At 37.6% G+C, this 26,373-nt stretch carries 15 protein-coding genes and 1 pseudogene; 2 read left to right on the top strand and 14 right to left on the bottom strand.

Annotated features, from left to right (window positions below; genetic code table 11):
- The 14 genes and pseudogenes from BN2628_RS03830 to BN2628_RS17720 all read right to left on the bottom strand — a co-directional run.
- A partial coding sequence (locus BN2628_RS03830; RefSeq protein WP_317614738.1) for a glycoside hydrolase family 2 TIM barrel-domain containing protein occupies positions 1-1,724 on the bottom strand: 1,724 nt, incomplete at its 3' end.
- An 11-nt stretch (positions 1,725-1,735) separates the two neighbouring features.
- Positions 1,736-2,497: an HpcH/HpaI aldolase family protein gene (locus BN2628_RS03835; protein ID WP_052431572.1), complete on the bottom strand. Its 762-nt coding sequence runs from the start codon at positions 2,495-2,497 to the stop codon at positions 1,736-1,738.
- The gene (locus tag BN2628_RS03840; protein ID WP_052431573.1) at positions 2,494-4,059 is read right to left on the bottom strand and encodes a putative Ig domain-containing protein; all 1,566 of its coding nucleotides are present in this window, start codon (positions 4,057-4,059) and stop codon (positions 2,494-2,496) included. The genes BN2628_RS03835 and BN2628_RS03840 overlap by 4 nt, the downstream gene beginning before the upstream one ends.
- 10 nt (positions 4,060-4,069) lie before the next feature.
- On the bottom strand, positions 4,070-5,932 hold the full coding sequence (locus tag BN2628_RS03845) for a T9SS type A sorting domain-containing protein (protein ID WP_052431574.1): 1,863 nt from the start codon (positions 5,930-5,932) through the stop codon (positions 4,070-4,072).
- Positions 5,933-5,957: 25 nt separating this feature from the next.
- Positions 5,958-7,892 carry an exo-alpha-sialidase gene (locus tag BN2628_RS03850; protein ID WP_257606382.1) on the bottom strand — a complete coding sequence of 645 codons (1,935 nt, stop codon included), beginning with the start codon at positions 7,890-7,892 and terminating at the stop codon, positions 5,958-5,960.
- 105 nt (positions 7,893-7,997) lie between these two features.
- Positions 7,998-9,272, bottom strand: a complete 1,275-nt coding sequence (locus BN2628_RS03855) for a bile acid:sodium symporter family protein (protein ID WP_044229886.1) — start codon at positions 9,270-9,272, stop codon at positions 7,998-8,000.
- Between the two features lie 11 nt (positions 9,273-9,283).
- Positions 9,284-10,897, bottom strand: coding sequence for a beta-N-acetylhexosaminidase (locus BN2628_RS03860; protein ID WP_055096078.1), 1,614 nt, complete (start codon positions 10,895-10,897; stop codon positions 9,284-9,286).
- Positions 10,898-10,907: 10 nt separating this feature from the next.
- Positions 10,908-12,671, bottom strand: coding sequence for a sialidase family protein (locus BN2628_RS03865; protein WP_044229889.1), 1,764 nt, complete (start codon positions 12,669-12,671; stop codon positions 10,908-10,910).
- 41 nt (positions 12,672-12,712) lie between these two features.
- Positions 12,713-14,494: a glycoside hydrolase domain-containing protein gene (locus BN2628_RS03870; protein WP_044229891.1), complete on the bottom strand. Its 1,782-nt coding sequence runs from the start codon at positions 14,492-14,494 to the stop codon at positions 12,713-12,715.
- A gap of 8 nt (positions 14,495-14,502) precedes the next feature.
- Positions 14,503-16,236, bottom strand: coding sequence for an SGNH/GDSL hydrolase family protein (locus BN2628_RS03875; protein ID WP_257606383.1), 1,734 nt, complete (start codon positions 16,234-16,236; stop codon positions 14,503-14,505).
- A gap of 19 nt (positions 16,237-16,255) precedes the next feature.
- Positions 16,256-17,848 (bottom strand): RagB/SusD family nutrient uptake outer membrane protein, encoded by a 1,593-nt coding sequence (locus BN2628_RS03880; RefSeq protein WP_044229893.1) that lies wholly within the window; start codon positions 17,846-17,848, stop codon positions 16,256-16,258.
- Between the two features lie 12 nt (positions 17,849-17,860).
- On the bottom strand, positions 17,861-21,076 hold the full coding sequence (locus BN2628_RS03885) for a SusC/RagA family TonB-linked outer membrane protein (RefSeq protein ID WP_074023934.1): 3,216 nt from the start codon (positions 21,074-21,076) through the stop codon (positions 17,861-17,863).
- A 70-nt stretch (positions 21,077-21,146) separates the two neighbouring features.
- Positions 21,147-22,157 carry a LacI family DNA-binding transcriptional regulator gene (locus BN2628_RS03890; protein ID WP_044229897.1) on the bottom strand — a complete coding sequence of 337 codons (1,011 nt, stop codon included), beginning with the start codon at positions 22,155-22,157 and terminating at the stop codon, positions 21,147-21,149.
- 209 nt (positions 22,158-22,366) lie between these two features.
- Positions 22,367-22,625, bottom strand: a pseudogene (locus BN2628_RS17720) (ABC transporter ATP-binding protein); the annotation flags it as partial.
- 514 nt (positions 22,626-23,139) lie between these two features.
- Here BN2628_RS17720 and BN2628_RS03895 point away from each other — a divergent pair.
- Both BN2628_RS03895 and BN2628_RS03905 read left to right on the top strand, forming a co-directional pair.
- Positions 23,140-24,693 (top strand): sensor histidine kinase, encoded by a 1,554-nt coding sequence (locus BN2628_RS03895; protein WP_055096082.1) that lies wholly within the window; start codon positions 23,140-23,142, stop codon positions 24,691-24,693.
- Positions 24,694-25,086: 393 nt separating this feature from the next.
- The gene (locus BN2628_RS03905) at positions 25,087-26,337 is read left to right on the top strand and encodes a hypothetical protein (RefSeq protein ID WP_055096304.1); all 1,251 of its coding nucleotides are present in this window, start codon (positions 25,087-25,089) and stop codon (positions 26,335-26,337) included.
- Positions 26,338-26,373 lie beyond the last annotated feature (36 nt).

The following is a 26,373-nucleotide window of genomic DNA, read 5'->3' on the forward strand; positions in this document are numbered from 1 at the left end:
TGATGTATCAAATCCCAATATTCTTTCATGTTCCCAGTCGAATTTCCCATAGAATGCGCATACTCGCACATAAAGACGGGTTTATTCCCTGTCTCAGGAGCGGAGAGGCTATCTATTGTTGAAATATCAGGATACATACGGCTAACAAAATCTTGAAAATCGTAAGGATCATGTCCTATTATGCCACTGCATCCTTCATAATGTACAAGACGAGTAGGATCGTATACTTTTATCCATCCTGCCGCTGATGCAAGATTGGCTCCGTATCCAGATTCATTACCTAACGACCAACTAAATATAGACGCATGATTTTTGTCTCGTTCTACCATATTGATAATACGAGACATAAAAGCAGAGTTCCACTCCGGTTTCAATATCAATGTCCCCGTCCATTTACCATGATTTTCTATATTTGCCTCGTCCATTACATAAAGTCCGTATTTGTCACAAAGTTCATACCAATATGTATCATTCGGATAATGGCTTGTTCGTACGCAATTGATATTGAATTGTTTCATCAACTTGGCATCCTGCTCCATTTCTTCTCTCGAAACATATTTTCCGGTATACGGACTATGTTCATGTCGATTCACGCCATATAGTTTTGTAGGTTGTCCGTTTACCAAAAATTCACCATCAGAATTTATTCGATACTCTCTGAATCCTATCTGAGCGGAACGACATTCCACAATCTTACCATACCGGTCTCTAAGAGTGAGGACCAAGGTGTATAAATACGGGGTTTCTGCACTCCATTTTATAGGTTTCTCAATTTTCTTGCTCATTAATGCAAATGGTTGTGCATAGCGCACTTGGGATAAAGGATTCATCGCCATACGTCCACCAACCGAGAATGTATCAGTCACCGCCACACCTTCTTTATTATACAATTGAGCTACCACAGACCACTTCCATAGATTTGCATTATCAGTTGAATATAGTTCGGGACGAATTTCCAATATTGCATCGTTATATTTATCATCAAATACAGTCCGTACAAAAAAATCATATATTCCTGTTTTGGGAGTGGCCTCTATATATACATTCCGAGTAATTCCGCTAAGCCTCCAATGGTCTTGATCTTCAAGATACGACCCATCACTATAACGAAACACTTGTATTGAAATGCTATTTTTCCCTACATGTGCCACTGATGAAATATCAAATTCTCCAGGGAGACAACTATCTTCTTTATAACCAACAAACTTTCCATTAACCCAAACATAATAGGCCGAATATGCACCACCGATATGTAATACAAGTCGTTTGTTTTTATAAGAATCGGGCAAGTCAAATGTACGTTTATAAGAACCTACATTGTTATTGTTGATTTTATGAGAGATATACGGAGGGTTAAAGTCAAACGGATAGGCTGTATTTGTATAAATAGGTTGTCCATACCCTGCCCTTTCCCAATTACATGGGACTTGAATAAGTTTCCAGTTAGAGATATCAAATGTATCACAATAAAAATTTGCAGGTCGAAGTTCAGGCTTCTCTGAGTACATAAAACGCCACTCTCCGTTCAACGATTTTACAGTCGAAGGGACATTTCTTTCCAAGGCTTGTTTTATATTAGGGTAAGAGTATGTTATCACTCGTGCCGGCAACACATTTATATAATTTATCTGCTCGTTTTCCCAATATTTACTATCCTCATTTTTAGCATGTGATAATACAAAAGCCATACTTAAGAGCAAAGCCATAAACTTCATTGATTTCATATCTTTTACGGTTAATCAATAATCGAGGTAAATTCTTTTGATTTTTCCAGCAAAAAAATAGTATCCATACCACAAGCAATAAAACGCATGCCACTATGTATTAGATTTTTTATTTTTTCCTGCGTAGGATGTACCTCATGATACCCCATGGTTACATTATGTTGGACCGCTTTCTCTTGTATCAGGTTTATAACCTTTTTAAATTCCGGATTATCAAATTGCCCGGGGATATTCATAGAACCAGACAAGTCATAAGGACCAACAAAAACAGCATGGATATCTTTGCAAGAAAATATCTTATCTAAATCCAATATTGCATCGATGTGTTCTATCATTATAGCTATAAAGATCTCTTGGTTTGCTGTTTCAAAATAGTCTTGCGACCACTCGCCATATCCCGTACATCGAGGTAAAGCAAAAGATCTATTCCCTTTAGGAGAATATTTGATATAAGAAATGGCTTTTTCTACATCTTCATAAGATTTTATCATGGGAATAATTATTCCCCGCACTCCCATATCCAAAAACTTTTTTATCTCTACACCATCATTACTACTGATGCGGACAAATGGTTCTGCTCCATACATTTGAATACTTCTGGTCATGTTGAGAGCTGTTTCTTTAGAAATTTGAGAATGTTCAGCATCAACACATATCCAATCAAATCCTGCTTGAGCCATGATTTCAGCTGCAGTTATACTATTTGACATAACCCACCCACCAAGAGAGGGCTTTTGTTCTGCCAATTTTACCAATACTTTATTTTTTTTCATTCTTTAATAAACGTTTTTGAACCTACCCCTTCGACTTTAACGATATACACATTCGATGTTAATTCCTGATTTATATCTACTTTATCATCTTTTATCTGATGTATATTGGTATATATTATTTTTCCTGAGGTATCGGCTATTGTTATTTTCTTTTTCTCTAAATTATGGTTGGGGATAGATATTGTAATCCTATTGTTTTTTGAATGGGCAGAAACATAAAATAAATTATTCAAAGTCAAATTATCCACTGAAGTTACTTTATGTATCTCCATGGTAAACTTGGCTTTATCACACCCATATTTATTATAAGCGGTTACACAATACTCTTTGCTTTCCGATTCAAACAGCGGTTTTCCTGAAATCATTCCGGTCGACGAGTCAAATACTAATCCTTCGGGCAATTGAGGATGTATGGTATAACCGGTAGTCGTAATCTTACGTATTTTATGATTCCCGTAATCGGTTACATATACATAACCTTCACCATCCACAGCAACATCTGTCGGGGAATTGAAAAGAGCTTTTGATCCTATTTCATCTTTACACCCACTCTCTCCTGAGCCGGCCAAAGTGGTTACATCTCCTAACGAATTGATACGACGTATTCGATGTCCTCCATAATCTGCTACAAAAACATCTCCATCTATCCCATAAGCCACTCCATAAGGACTACGAAATCCGGCCATAATCCCAGTCTCATCATCATCCCCTCCACAAAAACATCCGGCTAAAGTCCGCACATATTGTTGGGTTCCAATTATACGTATTAAATTATTACCATAGTCTGCCACCGCAATTTCTCCATTTGAAGATACTGCAACACCTGTTGGCAAATGGAATGTCGCCATTTCTCCTTGGGAGTTGATTCCGGAGGCCTCACTATTCCCTGCAACAGTTGATACATCACCTTCCGGTGTTATTTTTCTTATCCGATTATTATACCGATCTCCGACATAGAGATTATCCGCTGAATCGATAACTATCGATATGGGGAAATTAAATTTGGCTTGATCTCCCTTTCCATTTACATATCCGACAGTGCCCACTCCGGCAAATGTACTTACATTCCCATCTGGAGTAATTTTACGGATAGCATGATTTCTAATCTCAACGACATATAAATTTCCATTTGAATCCATAACCACATCCCCCGGCTCATTAAACTTAGCAGAATCAGAATTTCCATTAACGAACCCGATTCCACTACCACCGGCAATAGAGATCACTTCCCTATCCGGAGTAATTTTACATATTCGGTGGTTATTACGGTCTGCCACATAAATTATTCCATTCTGATCGACAGTAAGTCCTTGAGGAAATTGGAATTTTGCCTTATCTCCTTGTCCATCCGCCATTCCTCTGGTACTTCCTGCAACCGTAACTGTGGTACCATATGCCTCTACCGGGATATCTCCTCCTACATTTTGAGGGATTATCGGCTCTATCATTTCTCCACAGCTCAAATTATAATGTTCACTGTAGATTATTTGAGGAGTTTGAGCTTTTATTCCGGCAAAAGCCGGAACAAAAGCCAGACAGAATATTTTGAATAATTTATTCATGTTTTTTATTTTACTTCTTAATGATTTTGCAGCAATCCACCCCTTCCGCTTTTACGAAATAGATTCCAGCCGGAAGATGAGCGACTGAAATAGCAGAACTATCCATAACATTACGAGTTATGACTACATTCCCGGCTATATCATAAATATTTACAACAACCGAATTTCCTTCACCAAGTTCTACGTTGATTACGTCCGTCGCATAAGTCGGGAAAACTCGAACCGGAAGAAGTTCTTTTTTAGATAATCCTGTACTTAACGATTCGAATGTTACCTCAATCGTATGATCTGCGGTTATATTTTCAAATGTATATGTATCTCCTTCAACAGCTGTTACAGTACCATCTACTTTTACTTCATTAACAGCAAATCCTTCATTGGGTGTGATTTTAAAGGTTGCATCTTTTCCGCTTACAACCTCTTTTGAACGAGTTATCTTCCCATTTTCTCCTGCCGTAGAAGTAATCGTATATACATCTGTGGTAGCTTCCACTACCTCTATATTCAGAATAGTAGAGTTAGTTGCATCAAAATTGAATCCTTTAATCAAATAATCGGTTGCCGGAGATACTGCTGTCGGAGTTCCATATATTTCGGCATTAAACATATTCATACCGATACCTGCCGGGAATTGCGGAGAATTGTTAAACCCGGTCAAATTGATTTTACGAATGGCATGGTTGTTAAAATCAGCTACATATAAACAACGATTTTTAGTATCATAGGCTAAATTTGCCGGTTGTTTAAAAAATGCTGCTGTACCAAGGGTGTTGTCAACAAAACTTCCACCGCTTTTTCCCGCTAAAGTAAACACAATGTTTTCGGGTGATATTCTACGAACATTATGTTTATTGAAATCAGCTACGTAAATTTCTCCATATTGGTCACAAGCCACACCGATAGGCATGGTAAATCTGGCCAACAGCGGGTCTCCATCCTTAGATCCCTCTTCTCCTGCTGCTGCAGAATTATCTCCGGCTACAAGCGATACTGTACTGGCTGTAAGATCTACTTTACGTACACGGTTTCCTCCTGCTTCTGTAATAATAAGATTTCCATCTTTATCTATAGCAATTCCTGCCGGATTATTAAATGTTGCCTGCGTCAAGGCATCCCCATCTACTGCAGAAGCACCTCCTCTTCCGGCAATAGTCGTAACCGTTCCGGTCGGAGTCACTTTACGTATACGATGATTACCCCGATCGGTTACATATAAATTATCTTCCGCATCTATAGCCAAGCCAAATGGGTTATTGAATTGGGCGTCGGCCAAATCACCATCGGCATACCCTTTAGTTCCACCCACAAATGTGGTTACCGTTCCCTCCGGAGTAATCTTACGTATACAGTTATTTCCCGATTCAGCTACATAAAGATTACCTTTGCTATCGACGGCAATATCCATCGGATTATTAAACCTGGCCTCTGTCCCGGTACCATTTACCAACCCGGCTGCTCCTGCAACGGCCGATATGTCTCCAGCTATAGTAGACACTTTACCGGTCTCGAAATCGACCTTTCTGACACGATTTCCATAACGTTCTGTTACATATAAATTCCCGTTATTATCTATACATATACCATGAGGAGAATTGAATTTTGCTTGCGCTATATCTCCATCCTCATAACCCGCAGCTGACGAAGTTGATGCGGGTTTATAAGTCACAGTCGTTACGGTAGAATAACGGTTCGTACTGGTAGCGGGTATCTCTTCCGGGTTATATATCGGTCTGAAATTTGTCATTTTCACTCCTTTCTTGAATACTCTTGCAGAAAAGCCGAATTCAAAGTCTGATATTTGAGCCTTCACACCATGTATAACTCCAAAAGAAAGAATAGCATAACAAATGCCACTTAGGATAATTTTTTTCATATTAGTATAATTTAAAAATGGTTAATTAGTTCATATCAAAAAATGTCTCATATCTATAATGTCCAATAGCTTCCGAGGTCGTCAGATAGCGATTGTATATCTTAAATTTTATAATTTCTCCTGAAAATGAAGGAGACAATACTATTTTTCGAGAGGAATTCAGATCGCCAAAATGTTTATCAAACCGGCACCATCCCCATTTACGGGTGATACCTCCGTCACAAAACTTTCCATTTACTACAGAAGTAATAATATTAGATATTCCATCAATAATAAATACGATATGTTGAGGTGTATTTGTTTTCAATAAACCGGAATCTATATCCCATTCTTTCAGTAACCGGCCTTGTCTCATAGAGAATCGAACAGTCTGTCCCGATGTAACCGATATCCAAAATCCATCACCGTTTTCATCTCTATTATCGGCAATGATATCTCCCCCATTCCACTTTTCTGACCGAATTAACATCTCTATTGAGAATGCACCGCATCCTAATTCGGGAAGATTTTTCAAATGCCAAACTTTATGATTATAAATCAAACTATCATTCATAATAATACCATTATCTGAACGCAAATAGTTAGTGTGCTGATTCCATATACCTTGTAATAATTTTTCAGAAACTTTATGTACCCCACAAACTGTCTTTTGTGTCTCGGTCATCCAATAATTACCATTTTGTTTTATCAAATCCGGATAACTAATTTTTTCGGTTGTATCATTTGAATAAAATAGAATTTCAGGATAAGACCATTCTATTTTATTACCAACCGCAATGCCTCCTATTATCCATACAGGATTTCGATAATTCCACCATTCAATTTTATCGGTATTATGTATCCACATCAGATAACGCCCATTGTCACATTGAAACAACCGCGGGCATGCTCTTGGGTTTTTTATTTTACTCCCATCCCGATAACAAGCATATTGAGGAGAACTCCAAGTATGCCCTCCATCATGGCTATAACAACATCCTACATATCCGTTGTTTGTACGAAAAGACATATATAAACTACCGTTTGGTAAGCTAACCAAAGTATGTTCTTCTTGCACTTTTCCTAAAGTATCATTACGGATGCCCTCATCTCCATCCGGCAACATTTCCCATATTATTTTATCAGGATTAGAAATCGTATCAATATTCGGGGAACGCAACAGCCAACCTTCTCCGAAATCCATATTTTTAAAGGCATACTTGGAAAAAGATAGATAAAGACAACCATTTAAAGAAATAGGCTTGCAAACACTCCAAAAGTATTGTTGCTTACCAGGAAGGTCATTTCTCTTATCTACGTCTGTATACCGTATTGGTATTTCATACCTGTTTTTACTCCAAGTAAGACCTCCATCATCACTATATTTAAAACAAAATTTCCTGTTTCTATTATAAAATACATATATTCTTCCTGCCGGTGTAATATAAGGTATAGCCCAAGCTGTACTTAAAGTCTTATTATCTACAGGTTGCATAGATGTCCAACTTTTACCTAAATCACAGCTAACAGATGATACAATATATTTAAATCCGCTCTCGGAACCTGGTCCTGTAGTCATGACTGATACCCATTTCCCGGTCGGTGTCACTACGACATATCCTTGGTCACAATAATTATCATCAGGAATTGTACCTATCGAATTATCAATATCTCGACTATCAACAATCTTAAAATTCATTATCCCAATACTCTTTTTTCCATTTCCTCTATCAGCTATAACCGTATAATTATCAGACTCGGCAATACAAAGCGGAGTTCCACTTATTATACCGGTAATACTATCCAATACCAAACCTGCCGGCAATTGAGGACTTATCGTATATCGAGTTATATTATCAGTAAAATACGTTTTACTTTCCGAGGCTATTACAGCAGGTTCATACTGTAAAATGTTTTTTCCTGTGTTTACAGGTATGAAAGCCTGTATCGGCTCACCTACATTGAAAACCCAATTCTTCACACTTCCATCTTTAATGGAAGTGTGAAAGCTATATGCCTGTGAGACATAGCATACAGTTAAAATCAATAATTTTATTTTTCGTAATTTCATCAAAGAGAAAAATAGTTATTCTTTTACAGGTCTTTTTTTGAATATATTCACCAATGCCGAACCCGTCAAATTTTGCAACGGACCAAAAATAGCCGAAGCTAAACCTACCGTTGCAACTTTACCCATCGCTAACGCCAATCCTGTAGCTACACCTCCATTTTGCATACCTACTTCAAAAGCGATAGTACGTCTGTCTTTTTCCGGTAATTTGGCCAATTTGGCGGCAGTATACCCCACAGTATAGCCAATAATATTATGCAAGAAACAACTGAGTATCAACAAAAGACCTACCTGCCTCAAACTCTCTTGTCCCGACGCGGTAATAATGACTGTATTGATAACAATACCCATCATGGCGATAAATGCTAAAGCCGAACTGATGGTTGAATAGGATATAGACTTCATGTGACGTAAAATAATAGCCACAATCATAGGTGCTAAATAGAACCATGTAGTAGCCATAAGCAAAGAGTACAAACTGTCACTCAATGTATTTTCCTCTGATGAAAAATGAAGGATAAGATTTGTGACTAATATAATGGAAAAGAATGATCCCATTTGCACCAATTTGCTCCGCGTCGATTTTTCATTAAAATAGAACAAATTAAAGATAAATCCGGCGATAATAGGTACAATAATCATATTGGTAATATCTACCATCATCCCGACAACATCAACTTCAACATATTGTCCACCTAACAACTTCATCAATTGCGGTGTCAAAAACGGAGCAAGTAATGTTGCTGTAGCACCAATGGTAACGGCAAGGGCAAGATTGGCCTTTGCCAAATATGACATCACATTAGAAGCCGATGCACTGGGAACACACCCTATCAGTACAACTCCTCCGGCTATCTCCGGCGGGAAATGAAAAACCTTAGATAGAATAAAACCCACTAAAGGCATTACGGTAAACTGACAGAATACACCGGTAATGACCCCCTTAGGCATTTTTATAACCCCCTTGAAATCATCTAATTTCATTTGTGCACCCATTCCCAACATGGTTACTTGTACAAAAGGAACAATAAGTCTTTTTAGTTCAAAATCTCCCCATTGGATAAAACTATGAGGATAAAGCATACCCAAAGATATGGCTACAAGAATCCACATGGTATAGGCAAATCCTTTCAATTGGACAAATCCATTGAAAGAGATAGCCAATGCAGCCATTCCTGCAGTAAAAAAGAATGCACTATAACCTTGCTCTCCTTTTACTAAGTTTATAATCATTAGCAAAAAGAATACTCCTGCTATATAAGCAAAAGATCGAAAAATCTTTTGTATCATAATTACATTTTTTATTTGTAGTTAATAAATAATCTCGAATAATTTACACCCCATCGGTCGAGGAATTTGATGTTTGTCATGAGTCTACGATAAAAATCATCATAATTTTTACGTGATGACGGAGTCCATGCAACTTCAGCAACCGCACATAATCTCGGATATGTGAGCGACTCTGCTTGTGCCGGAGTTTTACAATATTCGGTCCATAAAGATCCTTGTAAACCAATAATATGTTTTTTTTCTTTATCATTTAAAGATTTAGGGAAAGGCGTATACTCATATACCTTGCGCAGGGGCAATGCATGCGTATTGGCCAAAGGCTCCAATTTGTCTTTTTGATCGGTATTATAAAAATTAAGATACATATATGCGCTGGGTGTCATAATAACATCATTTCCCAAGCGAGCGCCTTTTATTCCTCCTCGTTCTCCCCGCCATGACATAACGATGGCATCAGAAGGGAGACCACATTCCAAAATTTCATCCCAACCAATCATACGACGCCCTTTTTGAGCCAGATAATCGCGCATAAACTGACTAAAATATCTGAGTATCCCTTTTTCATCGCCCAAATTATTTTTCTGAATAAAATCCTGACAGAGCGAAGATGATTTCCATCGGTCCATTTGAACCTCATCCCCTCCAATATGGATAAATGAGTCTGGGAATATCGTCAAAACTTCATCAAATAAATTTTTTAAGAATTCGAATGTCTCTTCTTTAGGACATAATATATTATTGTCATATCCCCAAATTCCGGATACGGTATAGGTTGTATCTTCTACACACCCCAATTGAGGATAAGCAGCCAATAAAGCATGAGTATGCCCCGGCAAATCTATTTCAGGAATAATACGAATAAATTTCTTTTTTGCATATTCTACCAATTCTGAAAGTTCTTTTTGAGTATAATATCCACCGTGCCTTTCTCCATCAAACTTATGGGGGACATCTGTTCTGTGTCCTATTTGCGTTTCACTTCTCCAAGCCCCGACCTTATGAAGTTTCGGGTATTTTTTACTTTCAAAACGCCATCCTTGGTCATCGGTCAGATGTAGATGCAATACGTTAAGTTTGTAAAAGGCCATTCGATCTATGGTTTGCTTCAAATATTCAAAAGGCATAAAATGACGTGCAACATCTATCAAATGAGCCCGATAACCCAATGTCGGATAATCTGAAATTTCAACTGCAGGAATTACTATTCTGTCAGTCTCCTTTTCTATAGGGAAAAGTTGCCTGAGAGTTTGTACCGCATTAAATGCTCCGTGAGGAGTGATATAACGTATTTCTATATTCTCCCTTCCGATAGATAATTTATACCCTTCCGGATGAGAAATCGCTCGATCTACATAAAACGATATTACATTTTCCCTTTTCTTTTTGCTCTCTTTAAGCACTATCCCTGATTGACTTTTAACGGCCTTTTTTAATTCTGTTAAAACGTCAGTTATTTTCATCGTATTGTCAGCGACCAATATGGTCGTAGCTTTATTTATCTTTACTTCCCCCTCTTTAGGAGTCAATTCTGCCGGTAAAGGGATAAGCGGATAGCGGCATGTATCTGCTATTCCATTCCAAAACAAACTACAGAAGAAGCATATTACTATAAGTTTTTGTTTCATGATTCCTATTTTACTTATTAGACAAAAAACGGTAGTTTGCAATACATTCTGAAGTTCTAAGATATCGTCCGTATATGCGCAACGTCTCTATAGAAGCATCACATTGGGATAAAATATGTAATTTCCCAAGAGAATTTATATTTCCCAAAGAATGTGAATATTTCCCCCAACCGTATTGTCTATCTTTCCCACCATCACACAAACGTCCATCGATAATCGTAGATAGGACATGTGCCTTCCCATCGACGACGATTGATATATAATGTTCTTTTTGGATAGTCAACATATTTTTATCCGTTATCCACGAGTAAGAGTTACCAGCATTATCGATTAATGTTATCTGTAATGCATTATTTTCTGCAGTAGCTATGTATATGCCTTGATTATTTTCGGAACGAGAATCCAACAATACTTGTCCGGGAGCCAATGATTCGAACTTGACTTTCATTTCTATAGTCATTCCATTGTCCGAGATAAGAGGCAATCGCGGCAATCGAACCGACATTTTTTTCCGGATATTTGACTTTGACCATATCAAACCTTTCGACGTCAACGTATTATTATCCGGTTGTCTCCAGAGTCCTTCCAACAAGGAAGGGTCAATCATATGAGTACGAGCTGTTTTTTTCTGAGTCTCCGTAATCCAAAAGTTCCCATCTTTTTCAATCAAATCGGGATAACTCATACCATTCACATCGGTATCATGTGTATATAGTAATATTTCCGGCTGCATCCATTCGATGGTTCCGTTCTTTTCAACACCTCCGGCTATCCACACCGGCGATCTTTCTTTAAAGTCTTTTCCTCCATGATTGTGATACCACAAAAGATATTTTCCATTACTGCATTTGAAGAGTCGAGGACATGCTCTGGGATTTTTTATTATATTGGGAGCATCTGCCGCATAGCGTAACGTATCAGGATGAGTCCAACTTTCTCCATTGTCACGACTGACAGTATATCCCAAAAAACCTAATGCCGTACGAAATACACAATAGATAGAACCATCTTCCAACACTACCGTATTATGCTCTTCCTGAACGGAATAGAAATCAGCATTACGTATACCATATTCTCCATCGGGCAACATTTCCCAATTTACTTTCGAAGGGTCACTCTCTGTATCAAGATTATCTGATTTTAACAACCAACCTTCTCCTTTTCCTTGAGGAAATTCTCCCAGTTTGGAAAAAGCAAAATATACAGCTCCATTGAAATAATGGGGCTTATCTATTCCCCAAAACATCTGTACCTTGCCGTAAAATTCATTATATATATCGGCCGCAGTCACACGAATAGGAATTCGGTATCTTTGATTGCTCCAAGTATTGCCATTATCATCAGAATATTTATAACAATACCATCCCAACAACCCGGCTTGTTTTATGCTTTTACCTCTCACAGTAGATACATTATCTCCGTTGTAATTATAGAACACATAGATACGACCATGGCTCGTTCTATACGGAATGGCCCAAGAAGATATAGGGCCCGTATTTTGTTCTATCTTTACCGGATTGCTCCATGTCTTCCCGTGATCAAAACTTTTGATTGCAACAATATGCTGACCGGGGCGACTTTCACTTTCAGCCCCTGTTGTAAACACACACAACCAGGAATCATCGGGCAATTGTAATACATAAGGCTGGTCTATATAAGAATTTTTATATATGACATCCCCTAAATTTACGTTTCGCAAATCAATACTATCTTGTGCTATTCCTACCTTTACAACAAAAAATAAAGCAAAAACAATAAGGATTCTAAACTTCATACTTTCTATTTTTATATTTAAAATAAAATTTCATTTCAAGGCTATTGTTTTATTTGATCCAACATTTCAAGAGTCTCTTTCCGATTATGATGATAATTACTTGAAATTAATTCATATCCCCGTTGTACATCATCCGCTATATAGGGATAATCTTTCCAAGGTCTGTCTTGTCCTTCTTCTATTTGCGGCCATATCAGCTTATCCAACTGTTCTTTCGTTTTGTCCGGATAAACTTCAGACAATTCTTTCAATAAAGCAACATCAATAAGCCCCTCTTTAAAGCTTAACATTCGCATAGATCCTATCAGGCCATTCGTTACACGATAGTAAAACCAAGCATCTCCCGGACAATGTTTCTGCGTACCATCCGGCAATGGGCCTAACGAAGTGGCATATTCATCGGGAACTCCTCTATATGTATTGACAGCCCAAAATAGATATCCCGAAGCATTGTATTTAAGAGCGAGTAATGGCCATAACCTATTTTCCGGCAAATATCTATCTAAATGACGATTGGGATAAGGTGGAAAAGGGCTGGTTGTATTATACAACCACACCGGTCGACCCGACTCGATTCGACTTTTTACTTCACCATTTTTATTCCTTATTATACCATTCAGATTATATACCTGAAAATCGACCATCGGACTGAATTGTTGTGGCGAAGAATTAGTAGCATCTATAGTCTTTATCCCGGGCATAAATCTATTTACCATACCCTGATAATGTTTGTATTCATCAAGATATCGGGGATAAGAGGGTTCATCTATTACATGCATGAGAAATTTATTCTCCCAACCCTGTTCTACTAAATGACTATATAAATCTTTCAAAAATTTTTCAAGGAAACATCCGGTATTGGGACTAACCTGCAATATGGTTTTAGTAGTATTCGTAGATTCATCTATGATTTTTGTATTAAAAGTCAAACTTCTCAAATGGCTTCCTGCAAAATACCGGAATCCTATATTTGAAAATGAAGTTATCCACTTATCAAACAGAGAATAATCAAATCTCAAATTTCCATTTTTATAATATGTTTGTATCAACGGATGATCTCCTCCGCATAAAGGAGTAAACATCATATTATTTCCATCATCATATAGACGTTTTGCGGCCTGTTCGAGTAACTGCCAATGCTCTTCTCCCCACCATTGTACCGTGCTACCGTTTCTGCATAAATCCTCGGGAAAATAAGAAAGCCAATGTGCACAATCGATAAAATTTTCTCTCTTGACAGAAGTCTTGTGCAGATGTACAGTAAATGGCAACACTACCGGTGCAAGATTATTCTCGACAAATTCTATTTCAACACGTCCATTATATGTCCCCGGAATACAGCCCTCAGGCCAATCGATACGAATAAGAGTTCCTGCCGTTATATCAGGAGAGACCGTAAATATATGATTGTTGCTTACCGGCATCAGTGCTTCCAATATCTGAAAAGGGGCTTTTCTTACTAAATAAGGAGTCCACGATTCTGGAAAAGATCCACCAGGAACATTTATCATAGAACCTTGCGTATTACCTTCGACAGTTACCGGCAAGATTGAAAAAAAATTCATCTCGTTTTCAATCTTATTCCCATCTTTTTCAATCAGTACCTTTACCTTATAAGAACATTCTGTATCATGCCTTACAGCAATAGGAAAAGAAAGTTGATAGTTCCGAGGAATATCAAATGTTGCATTATATTCACCGACAGGAAAACTGTCGGTGAATATTCTTTCATATAAATCTATAATCTTTGCTTGTTGAGATTGAACCGATACAGACAAAGACTGCAATAAGATGGCGATGATTGTCAAACAGACAGTTTTCATGTAAACTCTTATTTACGGTTACAACATAAAGCTTTGGCAATAGTAGGTTCTACTGCAACAGCATAACGGTACATACCCAAATCTGAAGGATGCGATCCATCGACCGTAGCTTCAGTATCTTCTCCTAACAGAGATTCGCCTTCTATGTAGTAAAGATTGGGAATCTCTTTAACTAAAATATCATACGCTTTTTTCATCGCAATACGACGTTCGTTAACAACCGGAACTCCTGAAAGATTAGCATATGCATGAGTTCTGTCTTCTATAAGAACAATAGGGACATCAGGTCTCTTTTTATGCAATTCCCTTGTTAAATAGAGCGTGCGATTAGTAATTTCCGTAGAGGAGAATATAGCCATATTGGCAAGACAGTCAATCACATATACCGAAGCATCTATCTCGCTTAAAATATCTACAAAGACAGAGTCCATCAGGCCATTCCCGGAAAATCCAAGATTAACGACCGGAATATCGAATCGTCTGCCAAGTATTGATGTAAATGCCATTCCCGCACGGGAAGCACTGCATCCATGAGTAATAGAAGTACCATAAAATACCAACGGTTTTTTTACCGAAGGTTGAGCTGCTTCTACTTTTGCACCTGGAGAGAATCCTAATTTTAAAGATGTTATCCCCGAATACAACGGCAGATATACCATACATTCATACGTTTTAGCTTGAGAAAAGCCACCCTTAAGAGAGTTAACTTGTTGCAATCCATCTTTAGTAGGTTTACCGACACCGGCCCATACCCATTTGCCATCCAGTTTCACATATAAATCAAGGCCATTTACCCCTTGAGGTGTCATGTGTGCCATATACCCATTACCTCTCAAATTCCAATCGGCATTGATAAATGCAGTTCCACTAACAGTAAAGCGGACAGATACTCCTGCAGAATGTCTACTTAGAGCCCATATCTTAGAGCCTACACCATCTCTATATTTCTCAGGAATACGGGTATAATCCTCTATACCCTCTTTCCAACCGATACCTTCAATAGTCAAATCTTTGGCATCTACCCATAAAGTGGAATTGTCTACCTCTTTTTTCAAAGCCAATTCTTTATCTAAAGTCTCTAAAGATTGTACGAGATCATTCTTTTGCAGCTTTCCCTTATAAACAAAATTCTTTAGCTCACCTTTAAAAGGAACGGTTTTGGCATTATCAAGCAAGGGTTGTGCTCCTATGTAAAATATGCGGCCCGATTGTTGATCCATTTTATTGTCATAAGTCGTTGTATATCGGTATTTGTCGATAATCAACTCCATTTGATTTCCTTGAGGATTCCAAGACACTTTAAAACGATGTTCTTGACCATCGTCAAATTCACGAGTAGCACTTAACAATTGTTTGCTTTTCCCATAGCTGTCAGATACATAAAAACGCATTACTCCATTTCGTAGCATGGTTACATCCCAACCAGAATAAGCCGATTTTTTTGACCGGGTACCGGCAAGTACCATAACACTGTTTGCCTCTCCATTTGTCTTAAAGACACCTTCTAACGACCAAGGTGAATTCCATTCGTCAAAGGTTTTCCAATAACTTTGAGCCCAGCCCGAATAACACCCATTTGTAAATGCGACATATTGGGTCAAATTAAATTTTTTCTGAGTATCTGAAATTACCTGTTGGCCGGGAGTATCTCCCATAGGCCATTGAGCGATAATTTCCTGAGCCTTCACACTCACAAGGCTCACCAGTAATAAAGCAATGATTATCAAATTTTTCCTATTCATTTTTTTATATTTTTTTGAGTTACCATCCATTATTTTGTTTCAGATTTTTGTTAAATCCTCGTTCTTTTTCCGGAATAGGCCAAAGCGTATCTCTCGCTGAGGCATTTGTAAAATACGCTCTGCGGGCATTTGTTCCCCAGCCCGGAGCACGCGACATCTCTTCGGCTGTAAAAGCCATACGTTCGGTAAAAATTCCCCAACGTACAATATCTCCTTTTCGAAGAGCTTCATAACATAATTCCCGAGGTCGTTCATCTCTAATTTCTTGTCGTAACTCCTCTTGCGACTTTCCTTTAGGGATATCTACAAATGCATCATCTTGATCTACCGGTATGCTCATTCCTCTTCGACGAACCATGTTCAAACACATCAACGTGGAATCTTCATTTCCTCCGATTTCATTATTTGCTTCGGCAAACATCAATAAAACATCAGAATAACGAAGTATCGGGAAATTCTGTGGACTGAAAACACGTACCCTACTGGTTGCCGACTCGTCCCTACGATCCCACTTACGGGCAGCCCGTCCGTATGGAGTAATATTACTTCTATCGATAAGTTCTCCGGTCTTTGTATTAAATGCATAATTTGCTATGTTTCTATCTCGACGGACATCCCCTTCAGTATAAGAATTATGTAACCAAGCAACCCCATATACCCAACCATACGAAACTCCATATGTCGCAGATTGGTCCTTATGATATAAAGGTCCTCCTACATTGAGACCGACTTTTCCTCCACTTGTATAAGGAGGCTCATTGTTCCCATAAAATTCCACTTCAAAAATGCTCTCTTTATAATCATATTTATCTTGTGCATAATTTCTAAACACCTGTTCATAATCCGGATTCAGCTCGTGAAGATGGCTATCTATTACTTTTTGAGCCCATAATTTAGCCTCTTTCCATTTGCTCTGATCCTGCAACGGATGACCGGCCATAAACAATGAAACCCGGGCCAAAATGCCCTGTACAGCCGATTTACTTACACGTCCTCCATAACCTACTTCATCAATTGGGCTCACCAAAGCCTCTGCATTAATCAAATCTTCTCTAATCTGAGCATATACATCCGCAATAGGAGATTGGAGTTCATAACCATCGTCTGCAGTCTTACTGGATTCTAATTTCAAAGGAATCTCGCCAAAATGCTGGACCAATAGAAAATAGAAATACCCTCGCAGAAATAATGTTTCTCCTTTAATTTCATTCCTACGTTTCTCATCCATATCCTTTGGCCGATGAATATTTTCAAGCAATACATTCGCCATATCAATACCTTTATACAATGTTTGCCAAAAATTATAAATATCTTTATCACTTGCTGACACGTTATAATGGCGCACATTTCCCATAGGTGAAGCATTGTAGTTGAATCCTTCATCGGCTTGTAAAGCAAGCTCCGATTGCATTCTGTCTCCATATAAAGAATAAGAAGCGAGAATTTGATACACCGAACGTAAAGCTGCATCAAGCTGGTCTTCTGTTTCATAAAAAGTTTCCGGACTCAAAAAATCCTTAGGATATGTCTCTAAAAAGTCTTCACATGATCCCCAAAACAAAGCGGATATAGAGACAAAGAATATTTTTATATATTTATATATCTTTTTCATGGGTAATGTTTTTTATAACGTTAATTTCAGATTTAAAACAAAAGTCATGGCCCTTGGATAAGACGAATAATCAAATCCGGGAGTAAGTAAAGTATTACGCACCGACACCTCAGGGTCAAGACCCGAATATTTGCTCCAAGTAAATAAATTTTGTGCCGATACCCCGACAGTGAGACCTTTCAAATAGATTTTCTTAATCTTTGAATATGGAATCTTATAATCTAACGATACAGTTTTTAACCGCAAATACGATCCGTCTTCAATATACATAGATGAGTAAATGCCATTAGGTCCTGCACCTGATTCAGACCCACCCTTACCGGCACGGAACATTTTGTTAGTTTGATTTTCCGGAGTCCATCTGTTTTCATATGAAGCAAATTGGTTCTGTAAAGGTCTTATATTATATCCTCCTTCAAAGAAAAGACGATTAGCGTTGAATATATCATTGCCATAAGACCATTGGAAAAATATATTTAAAGAGAAATTTTTATATTTAAAATTATTACCAAATCCACCAGTATGTTTCGGTATAGGATTACCTATAACTGTCCTATCTTCACTTGTAATATTTAAATCCCCTGTAATATCTTTATATTTAATGTCTCCGGGCTGTATCTTTTCCCGAGGATTTCCGTTTGCCGCAATATTTTCTTTCAATACATATTTATCTCCAACTTTATCGAAATCACTATATTGATAAATTCCGTCCCATATAATACCCCAAAATTGGGTAATCGGTTCTCCAACAGCAGTTCTATATAAAGGCGTTTTATTATAATTAGCATCCCAATTTACGTCACTATACCGATATGGTTCTTCTCCGTTTAATGCCAACACTTCATTACGATTAAAACTTATATTAAAATCAGTGGTCCAACTAAAATCTTTAGTCAAAATATTGGTTGTCGAGAGAGAAAGTTCCAAGCCATCGTTACGTATAGATCCAATATTTTTGTATGCCGATGCAAATCCACTAACAGCCGGGAGATCAGCATTCATTAAAAGATCGACAGTTTTTCTTCTATACAGATCAAGTGTAAAATTGAGTCGTCCTTTGAACAACATCAAATCCAATCCCAAATCGGTCTGAATAGAGGTTTCCCACTTCAAATCCCGATTTCCTAAAGAAGTCCGGTTCGCACCTCTTTTCGGAGTCTCATTCTCAAAAGAATAATATCCCTCATATGGAGAAGAAACAGAAGCAAAATAGCTAAAATCTCCTACCCGATTGTTTCCGGACAATCCATAACTTGCCCTAATTTTTGCATCATCAATAAATTTTGCTCTCTTCAAAAAGGGTTCATCACTGATGCGCCAAGCAAATGCTGCCGATGGGAAATATCCCCAACGATTTCCTTTAGCAAATTTAGAAGATCCATCAGCTCTGAATGTGGCCGTAAATAAATATCGAGAAAGTAGGTTATAATTGACCCGACCAAAATAAGATGCTGATTTCGATTCACTTAACACAGAAGATGAGGGAACCGGTACACCCAAATCTATACCACTTAATCCCAACTCTTCATAAGGTATTTCTTGATATTTAAGTCCATGAGCACTCGTGTTTATTCCTTGAACACTCATTCCCAACTGAGCTTCCAATTTATGTTTTGAGTTAAATGTTTTTTTATAAGTAAGAATATTTTCATTATTCCACATACGATATTTATTGAAATTTACACCTCCTTGTACTCCTGCATAAATAATACCGGGGCGTTCTATACCGATACGGGTTTTAGTATTATAAAAATAATTATATTCTCTTACCCGAACATCAGCTCCTCCTCTAAGCAACAATGACCAATTCTTATTGAAATTAATTGACAATGTCATCGATGGTACAAAAATGGAAGTGATCGTATTCTTTTCTTCATTTTCAGCCATTATTTTGGGATTTAACCTATAATCGGTACCCAAGTTAATATTAGGATTATCATCTATAACACTATTTTCCAATTCCCAATTTGCTTGAGGATTAAGTCCGGCTGTAGGTCTATATCCATAAGCGCTAAAAAACAGCGAGCTACTTGCCGTACTATTAAGAGAAGCATCTGTAGGAACAATTCCAGAAGAATGGTCTTGCGTGTACATAGCACTAAGTTTCAAATTCACCTTTTTATTGATTGCCTGGTCAAGTACCATACGTCCCTGCAACTTATTATATTGAGTATGTATAATAATTCCTTCTTGCTTAAAATAAGAAAGTGATGCAAAATATTTAGAATTAGCCGTTCCTCCATTTATCGAAACATTATGAGTATGATTAAATCCCGAGCGCAAAATCTTATCTTGCCAATCTATAGTGGGGGCATTACGATATACCTCCGGATCCATAGGTTCGTTTGGAGCCAAATCAGGGAAAAAAGCATATCGTGCAGATTCAGGGAATCGTTCTACTTGCAATTTAACGAACTCATAAGAATCCATCAATTCCATACGCTTTGTTGTAACATTAAGCCCGAACGTGGCATTGTAATTTATTGTAGGTTTACCTATTTTCCCGGCTTTGGTTGTTATCACAATAACCCCATTTGCCCCTCTTGCTCCATATAATGCTGTAGAAGAAGCATCTTTTAAGACATTGATCGACACAATATCTTGAGGGCTAATAGACGCCGGATCAAAATCGTCAAAAACAAATCCGTCTACAACATACACAGGAGCCACTGATTGAGTAAGAGATCCGACACCTCTGATAACTATATTCGATGCTGCTCCCGGTTGTCCGTCCGGAGTAGATACCTGCACTCCGGCAACCCTTCCAGCCAAAGCCTGATCAAAAGAGGCCACAGGAGCTTTCTGCATATCTTCTACACGAACCGATCCTATAGCTCCGGTCAAATCTCCACGTCGGATATTAGAGTACCCTGTAACAATAACTTCATCAAGATTTTCGGTTTTTTCCCGTAAAGTTACGATAAAATGTTTTTGTGTTCCAACGGCAAGATTTATAGTTTCATAACCCAAATAAGAGATAATAATAGTAGATTTTTCAGAAGCTTTTATCGAAAATTTTCCATTCTCATCGGTAATTGTTCCTGCTGTTGTTCCTTTTACCGAAATGTTGGCCCCAATAATCGGTGTTCCTGAATTATCTTGTACAATCCCCGAAACACTTCGGGTTTCAGACTGAGCCCAAATCTCTTTCGGTATCCCTGTCATAACAATTAGCGCCATTACACTAATAACCTTATGCGATAGCCAATAATTTATTTTTTTTATCATAGCATTATATATATATGTATTATAATCAGAGTATTAAATAGAATAAACGTTTTAGCAAAATCAAAAAAAATTATGAGCTTTCTCGAACAATCAATTTTGATGTCAAATAAACTTGTTTTACTGACTTTTGAACTTCTTCTCTCATATTTTGCAATAGAATATGAGCACATTCTTTGCCCATCTCCTCTATCGGTTGACATAATACTGTAATAGAAGGTTTTAACAAGCTAAAAAATTCGTTATCATGAAAACAAACAACGCTCACTTGCCCAGGAATATCATATCCCAAATCAAAAATAGCTTGCATGCCGGGGATTGCCGTTTGATTGGTCTGAAAAAAAATGGCATCGGCCTGGATTGTTTCGATTAAATATTTTATATTTTCTTTTACAACAGTCTTATCTATTCCTGAAAATGGGATCAAGGGTGTAAGTCTTTTACTATATCGTATTCCATTGTCTTTCAAAGCAGCTTTATAGCCATCAAACCGGTCCAACATATGCTGCATATTGGTTTCATATCTAAATGTTGCAATCTTCCTATGTCCCCGTTTTATAAGATGGTCTACGGCCTCGTATGATGACCTGTAATTATCCATGACCACCATATTGGCACTAACCTTTTTAAAGTAACGGTCTAATAAAACAAAAGGAATCTGTTGTTCTATCAGATGTTTTATCTTCTCCTTTACACCTTCACTAACGGCAAGAATCATACCATCCACTTTAAAATTTAAAAAACTGTCGATCATCTGAATACATTTTTCATCATTTTCATCAGAACCTACAACCATAACACGATATCCATAACCGGCAACTTCTTGTTCTATAACTCGAGCCACTTTCATGAAAAAGGGATTAGATATATCAGATATGACCATTCCTATGATATTAGTAAATCCTCGTCTAAGGCTACTTGCCAACAAATTCGGCTTATATTGCAATTTTTCTTTTGCTTCTCTCACCCTAATCGCAGTTTCTTCACTAATACGATTTTTTGAAGCTTTCCCATTCAAAACAATGGATACAGTAGAAATGGAAAGTCCTGTATATGAGGCAATATCTTTAATCGTGACATTCATGATATTCTATTCAAGTCAAGCAATACATCGCAAATATGAAAATTTTTTTTTATAAAACCAATTTTTTTCGTAAAAAATTGCATATTAAACTATTAATATGCTAAAACGTTTATTTAATTTCTAAACGATAAAGAAACGAATGGGAATATTTTTCTACACGACACACATCGATAATATAAAGGAAGAACGACATTCTCCATTGCATTTTAAAAGATATTAAATGATTGAATACAGTATTCAGCAGTTTTAGCCTCTGACAAATTTTTGACAAGTCCATCATTCAAATAATAATTACCCGAATCATAATCATCCAAGATACCAATATATTCAATAATGTGGACTTTCCAGATACGGACGTTCCCATTATCGAAACCAACTTCCTCTTACCACTCTCCTAATCAGTACTTTTTAACTCGTGCGACGAAGAACCATTATGATAATTTTGTGGATTTGCTCAAAGTGTATCATAGTCAAATATTCTATGCCACTTTAATTTTAGACGTACATTACAGTTCATCGTCTAATCTTAGAATAAAAATATTATCCGGTCTTTTTTTATTTATCAGATAGCCTATTATTCTCCTCATAAAAAATATCCTCGAAAAAACTCACTAAACTGACTTGTACAAAATTTGGATGGGTCCTAAGAGCAAAGACATTTCTCTTTATTATATAACAGTGTATGAAATGTTCATCAATTCTATACAATAAGGAGAGTATATAAAAAAGAAAAGGTTGTCTCACGACAACCAATCTTCGTTAACCTTAAATCTAATACCATGAAAAACACAATGCAAATATAAGCGGTTTTATGTTATAAAACATAATTTCATAGCATAAAATTTCTTCGTTTAACATCATTTAAATTTTCAAGGAGTTTACTCTGGGATGATGAAAGATTTTTCTTCTGAAAAATTGCCGATATAAGATAATTATCATTGCAAATAAATATTAACTTTGTTACAGTTAAAATTTCTTTGTTATGAAAATACAGTTTTTTATATTCTCGGTTTTTCTATATATATGCACTATCTCATATAGCCAAAATACAGCAAATAATGCCAATGAATGGGTAAAACAGGCTGAAAGCAGCTTAAGCCAAAAGGAATATATCAAAGCTCGTTATTTGTTCAAACTGGCTTACGGGGCTTTTGCCAATCAGGGGAACTATACGAAGGCCATCGAATGCGGAATCAAAGCTAACTCGTTATTTACACGTGAGAATTTATATAAAGAGGCTTTTGATTTGTGCCGGGACATGGACCAACGTATCCGGGAGGGTGAGCAAAAACAGAATAAGGCGTTTCCTGATTTGAAATTTCTGGTCACTAAAGAACGTTTCCTGATGTATATATCTCTTAAGAACGCAGCTCAAGCCAAGGTGCAACTGGATAGGCTGGAAGAGATTGCCCAAGCTTCACAAAGCTCTGAATTAAATAGAGCTCTGCTGTACGCTAAAGCTAATTATTATTATACATTCGGGCAAAATACCCAGGGGGATACTTATTTTAAACAGCTTATTTCTGAGTACAAGTCTCAAAAAGAGTACGAAAAAATAAATGATTGCTACAGAAATCTGATATCTATTGCCCGAAAGGCTAACAATGTCTCTTTTATGGACCGTACGTACCGGAATTTTATGGTATGGGCCGATTCGGTAAAAATACTTACGGCTCAGGATGAACTGAATGTTCTCAAACAAAAATATGACAAGAGTTTAGAGACCATACAAGAAAAAGATAGTTCGCTCAAAAACCGGCAATATACAATTATCGGGCTATGTACTGTCATTGCCATTCTTTCGGCCGCATTGGTTGTCATCATTTTTGTTTTATTGCGATTTGTTCTGAGCAACAAAAAGCTCAAAAAGAACATCTCTATAGCCAATGACCATAATGAATTGAAAACAAAATTTATCCAAAATATTTCTGCTCAGATGGGCCCTACACTGGATAGCTTGTCGGCGAGTGCAGAGTCATTGTCGGATATTGCCGAAACTCAATCGATACAAATGCAGAGACAGATAAATGCCTTGAAAAAATTCAGTGATGATATACAGGAGCTCTCATCACTGGAAAATTCATTATCCGATATTTACGAAATGGAAATGATAAATGCCAACCGCTTTTGCGAATCGGTAATGAACAGTGTAAGAGATAAAGTACAACCGGGTGTTTCGGTTATGGTAAACGCCATAAATATGCAGGTAAAGACCAACCCTGTCCAACTCGAAAAAATACTTTCTCACTTGTTGGCAAATGCGGCAATACATACTCAATCGGGCAAAATAATGCTCGATTATAAAAAGAGAGGTGCTCATACACATCAATTTATTGTGACGGATAACGGCCCCGGTATTCCTGCAGAACGTCAGGAAAATTTGTTCAAACCGTTTGCCGAAATAAAGGATTTGACTCAGGGCGACGGGCTGGGTTTGCCTATATGTTCTCTAATCGCCGTAAAGATGAATGGCAGCCTTACTCTTGATACTTCGTATACACGGGGATGTCGTTTTGTCCTGGAGCTGCATGTATAAAAAAGCAAGTGATAATATCTTTTATTTTGTGCACGTTTAAGATTGTCACAAAATCATCTATCCAAATTCTTGGTAAAAGAGACGGGGTATTTTGTTTTATAAAAAGCAGTCGTAACCGATTGGTATATTGTTATTTATTGCATAATATCCAGTGTTCTCCATATCTGAGCAATACGGGGTCTCTTTTGAGGTCACCGCTGTCTAATAACTTTATCGCTAATTTGAGACAGACATAGTACAACCCATCGGTTTTTGAGGTATTTATAAGCCTAAAGAGCACGTTTTGTAAAAATATTTCTATAAAATATGGATAAGCTCTAAGCTTATACTGCAAAATTATGTCTACCTTTGCAGCCGAAAAATAAAAGGACATTTTATCATCCATATATGATTATGAAACGGGGGTTATTGCTTTTTTTTAGTGCGGTATTTTGTATTCCGGCGTTTACTCAAAGAAAAAATTTTACGTATAATTTTTATGGCTTTGTAAGGGCCGACTTATTCTATGATACTCGGAATAATGAGACTACGGTATCTGACAACTTTTATCTTTTTCCCAAAAATACGGTTTATGATGCGGACGGAAAGGATTTGAATGCAAAGCCCAGCGGCTCATTCTACACATTCTGTACTCGTCTGGGCTTAGATGTCACCGGCCCACGGATATGGGGTGCCGAAACTTCGGCTAAAATAGAGACTGACTTTGGAGGTTTCTCGTCCAGTACTACCATGTTGCGTATACGACAAGCGTATATCAATCTGGCCTGGTCTCATTCTTCATTGCTTATCGGGCAAACATGGCACCCGCTTTTCGGAGAGGTATCGCCTACTGTGCTGAATCTTTCTACCGGGGCTCCGTTCCAGCCGTTCAACCGCAGCCCGCAATTGCGATATCGGTATAACCATACATATTTTACAGCAACTGCCTCGGCTATTTACCAATTGATATACCAGTCGACCGGTCCCAAAGGGAAAAATGCCGAATATTTGAAAAACGGAATGATACCGGAATTGTTTGCGGGAATCGATTTTCATAAGAATAAATTTCTGGCCGGAGTGGGTGTCGAAATGATTTCTCTAAAACCTCGTACAGAAGCGACCGTAACGCAAAACGTAGGAGGAGAAGAGGTATCCAAGACATTCAAGGTAAATGAGCGCATTACGACGACTTCGTTTGTCGCTCAGATAAAATATACCGAATCTAAATACCGACTGGCAGCCAAAACGGTATATGGGAAAAACCTTTGCCACTTATCTGTTCCCGGTGGTTATGGTGTAACTTCGGAAGATCCCACTAACGGAAGCCGTAAATATACTCCTTACAGGACTTCTTCAACATGGGTAAATGCTGTATACGGGACTAAATACCAGGTAGGCATTTATGGCGGATATGCCAAGAATCTGGGAACGTCACAATCTCTTGCCAACGTCGACAACGGTCGTTACGGGAGTGCTCTGGATGTAGACCAGATGGTATGCGGTGCCGCGCATTTTGCATACGTTCTCCCTCACTGGAAAGCCGGTATCGAACTGAATTGTACAACGGCTTATTATGGCGATATAAATATGTCGACAGGAAGGGTCGGCAATACGCATGCCGTTACCAACTTGCGAATCTTGGGTCTGGCTATTTACTATTTTTAAGCGGCTCTACTCACGACATACCCCGCCTCCTTTTTC

Origin of the sequence: Gabonia massiliensis (assembly GCF_001403595.1) — a bacterium.
Taxonomy (GTDB): domain Bacteria; phylum Bacteroidota; class Bacteroidia; order Bacteroidales; family Coprobacteraceae; genus Coprobacter; species Coprobacter secundus.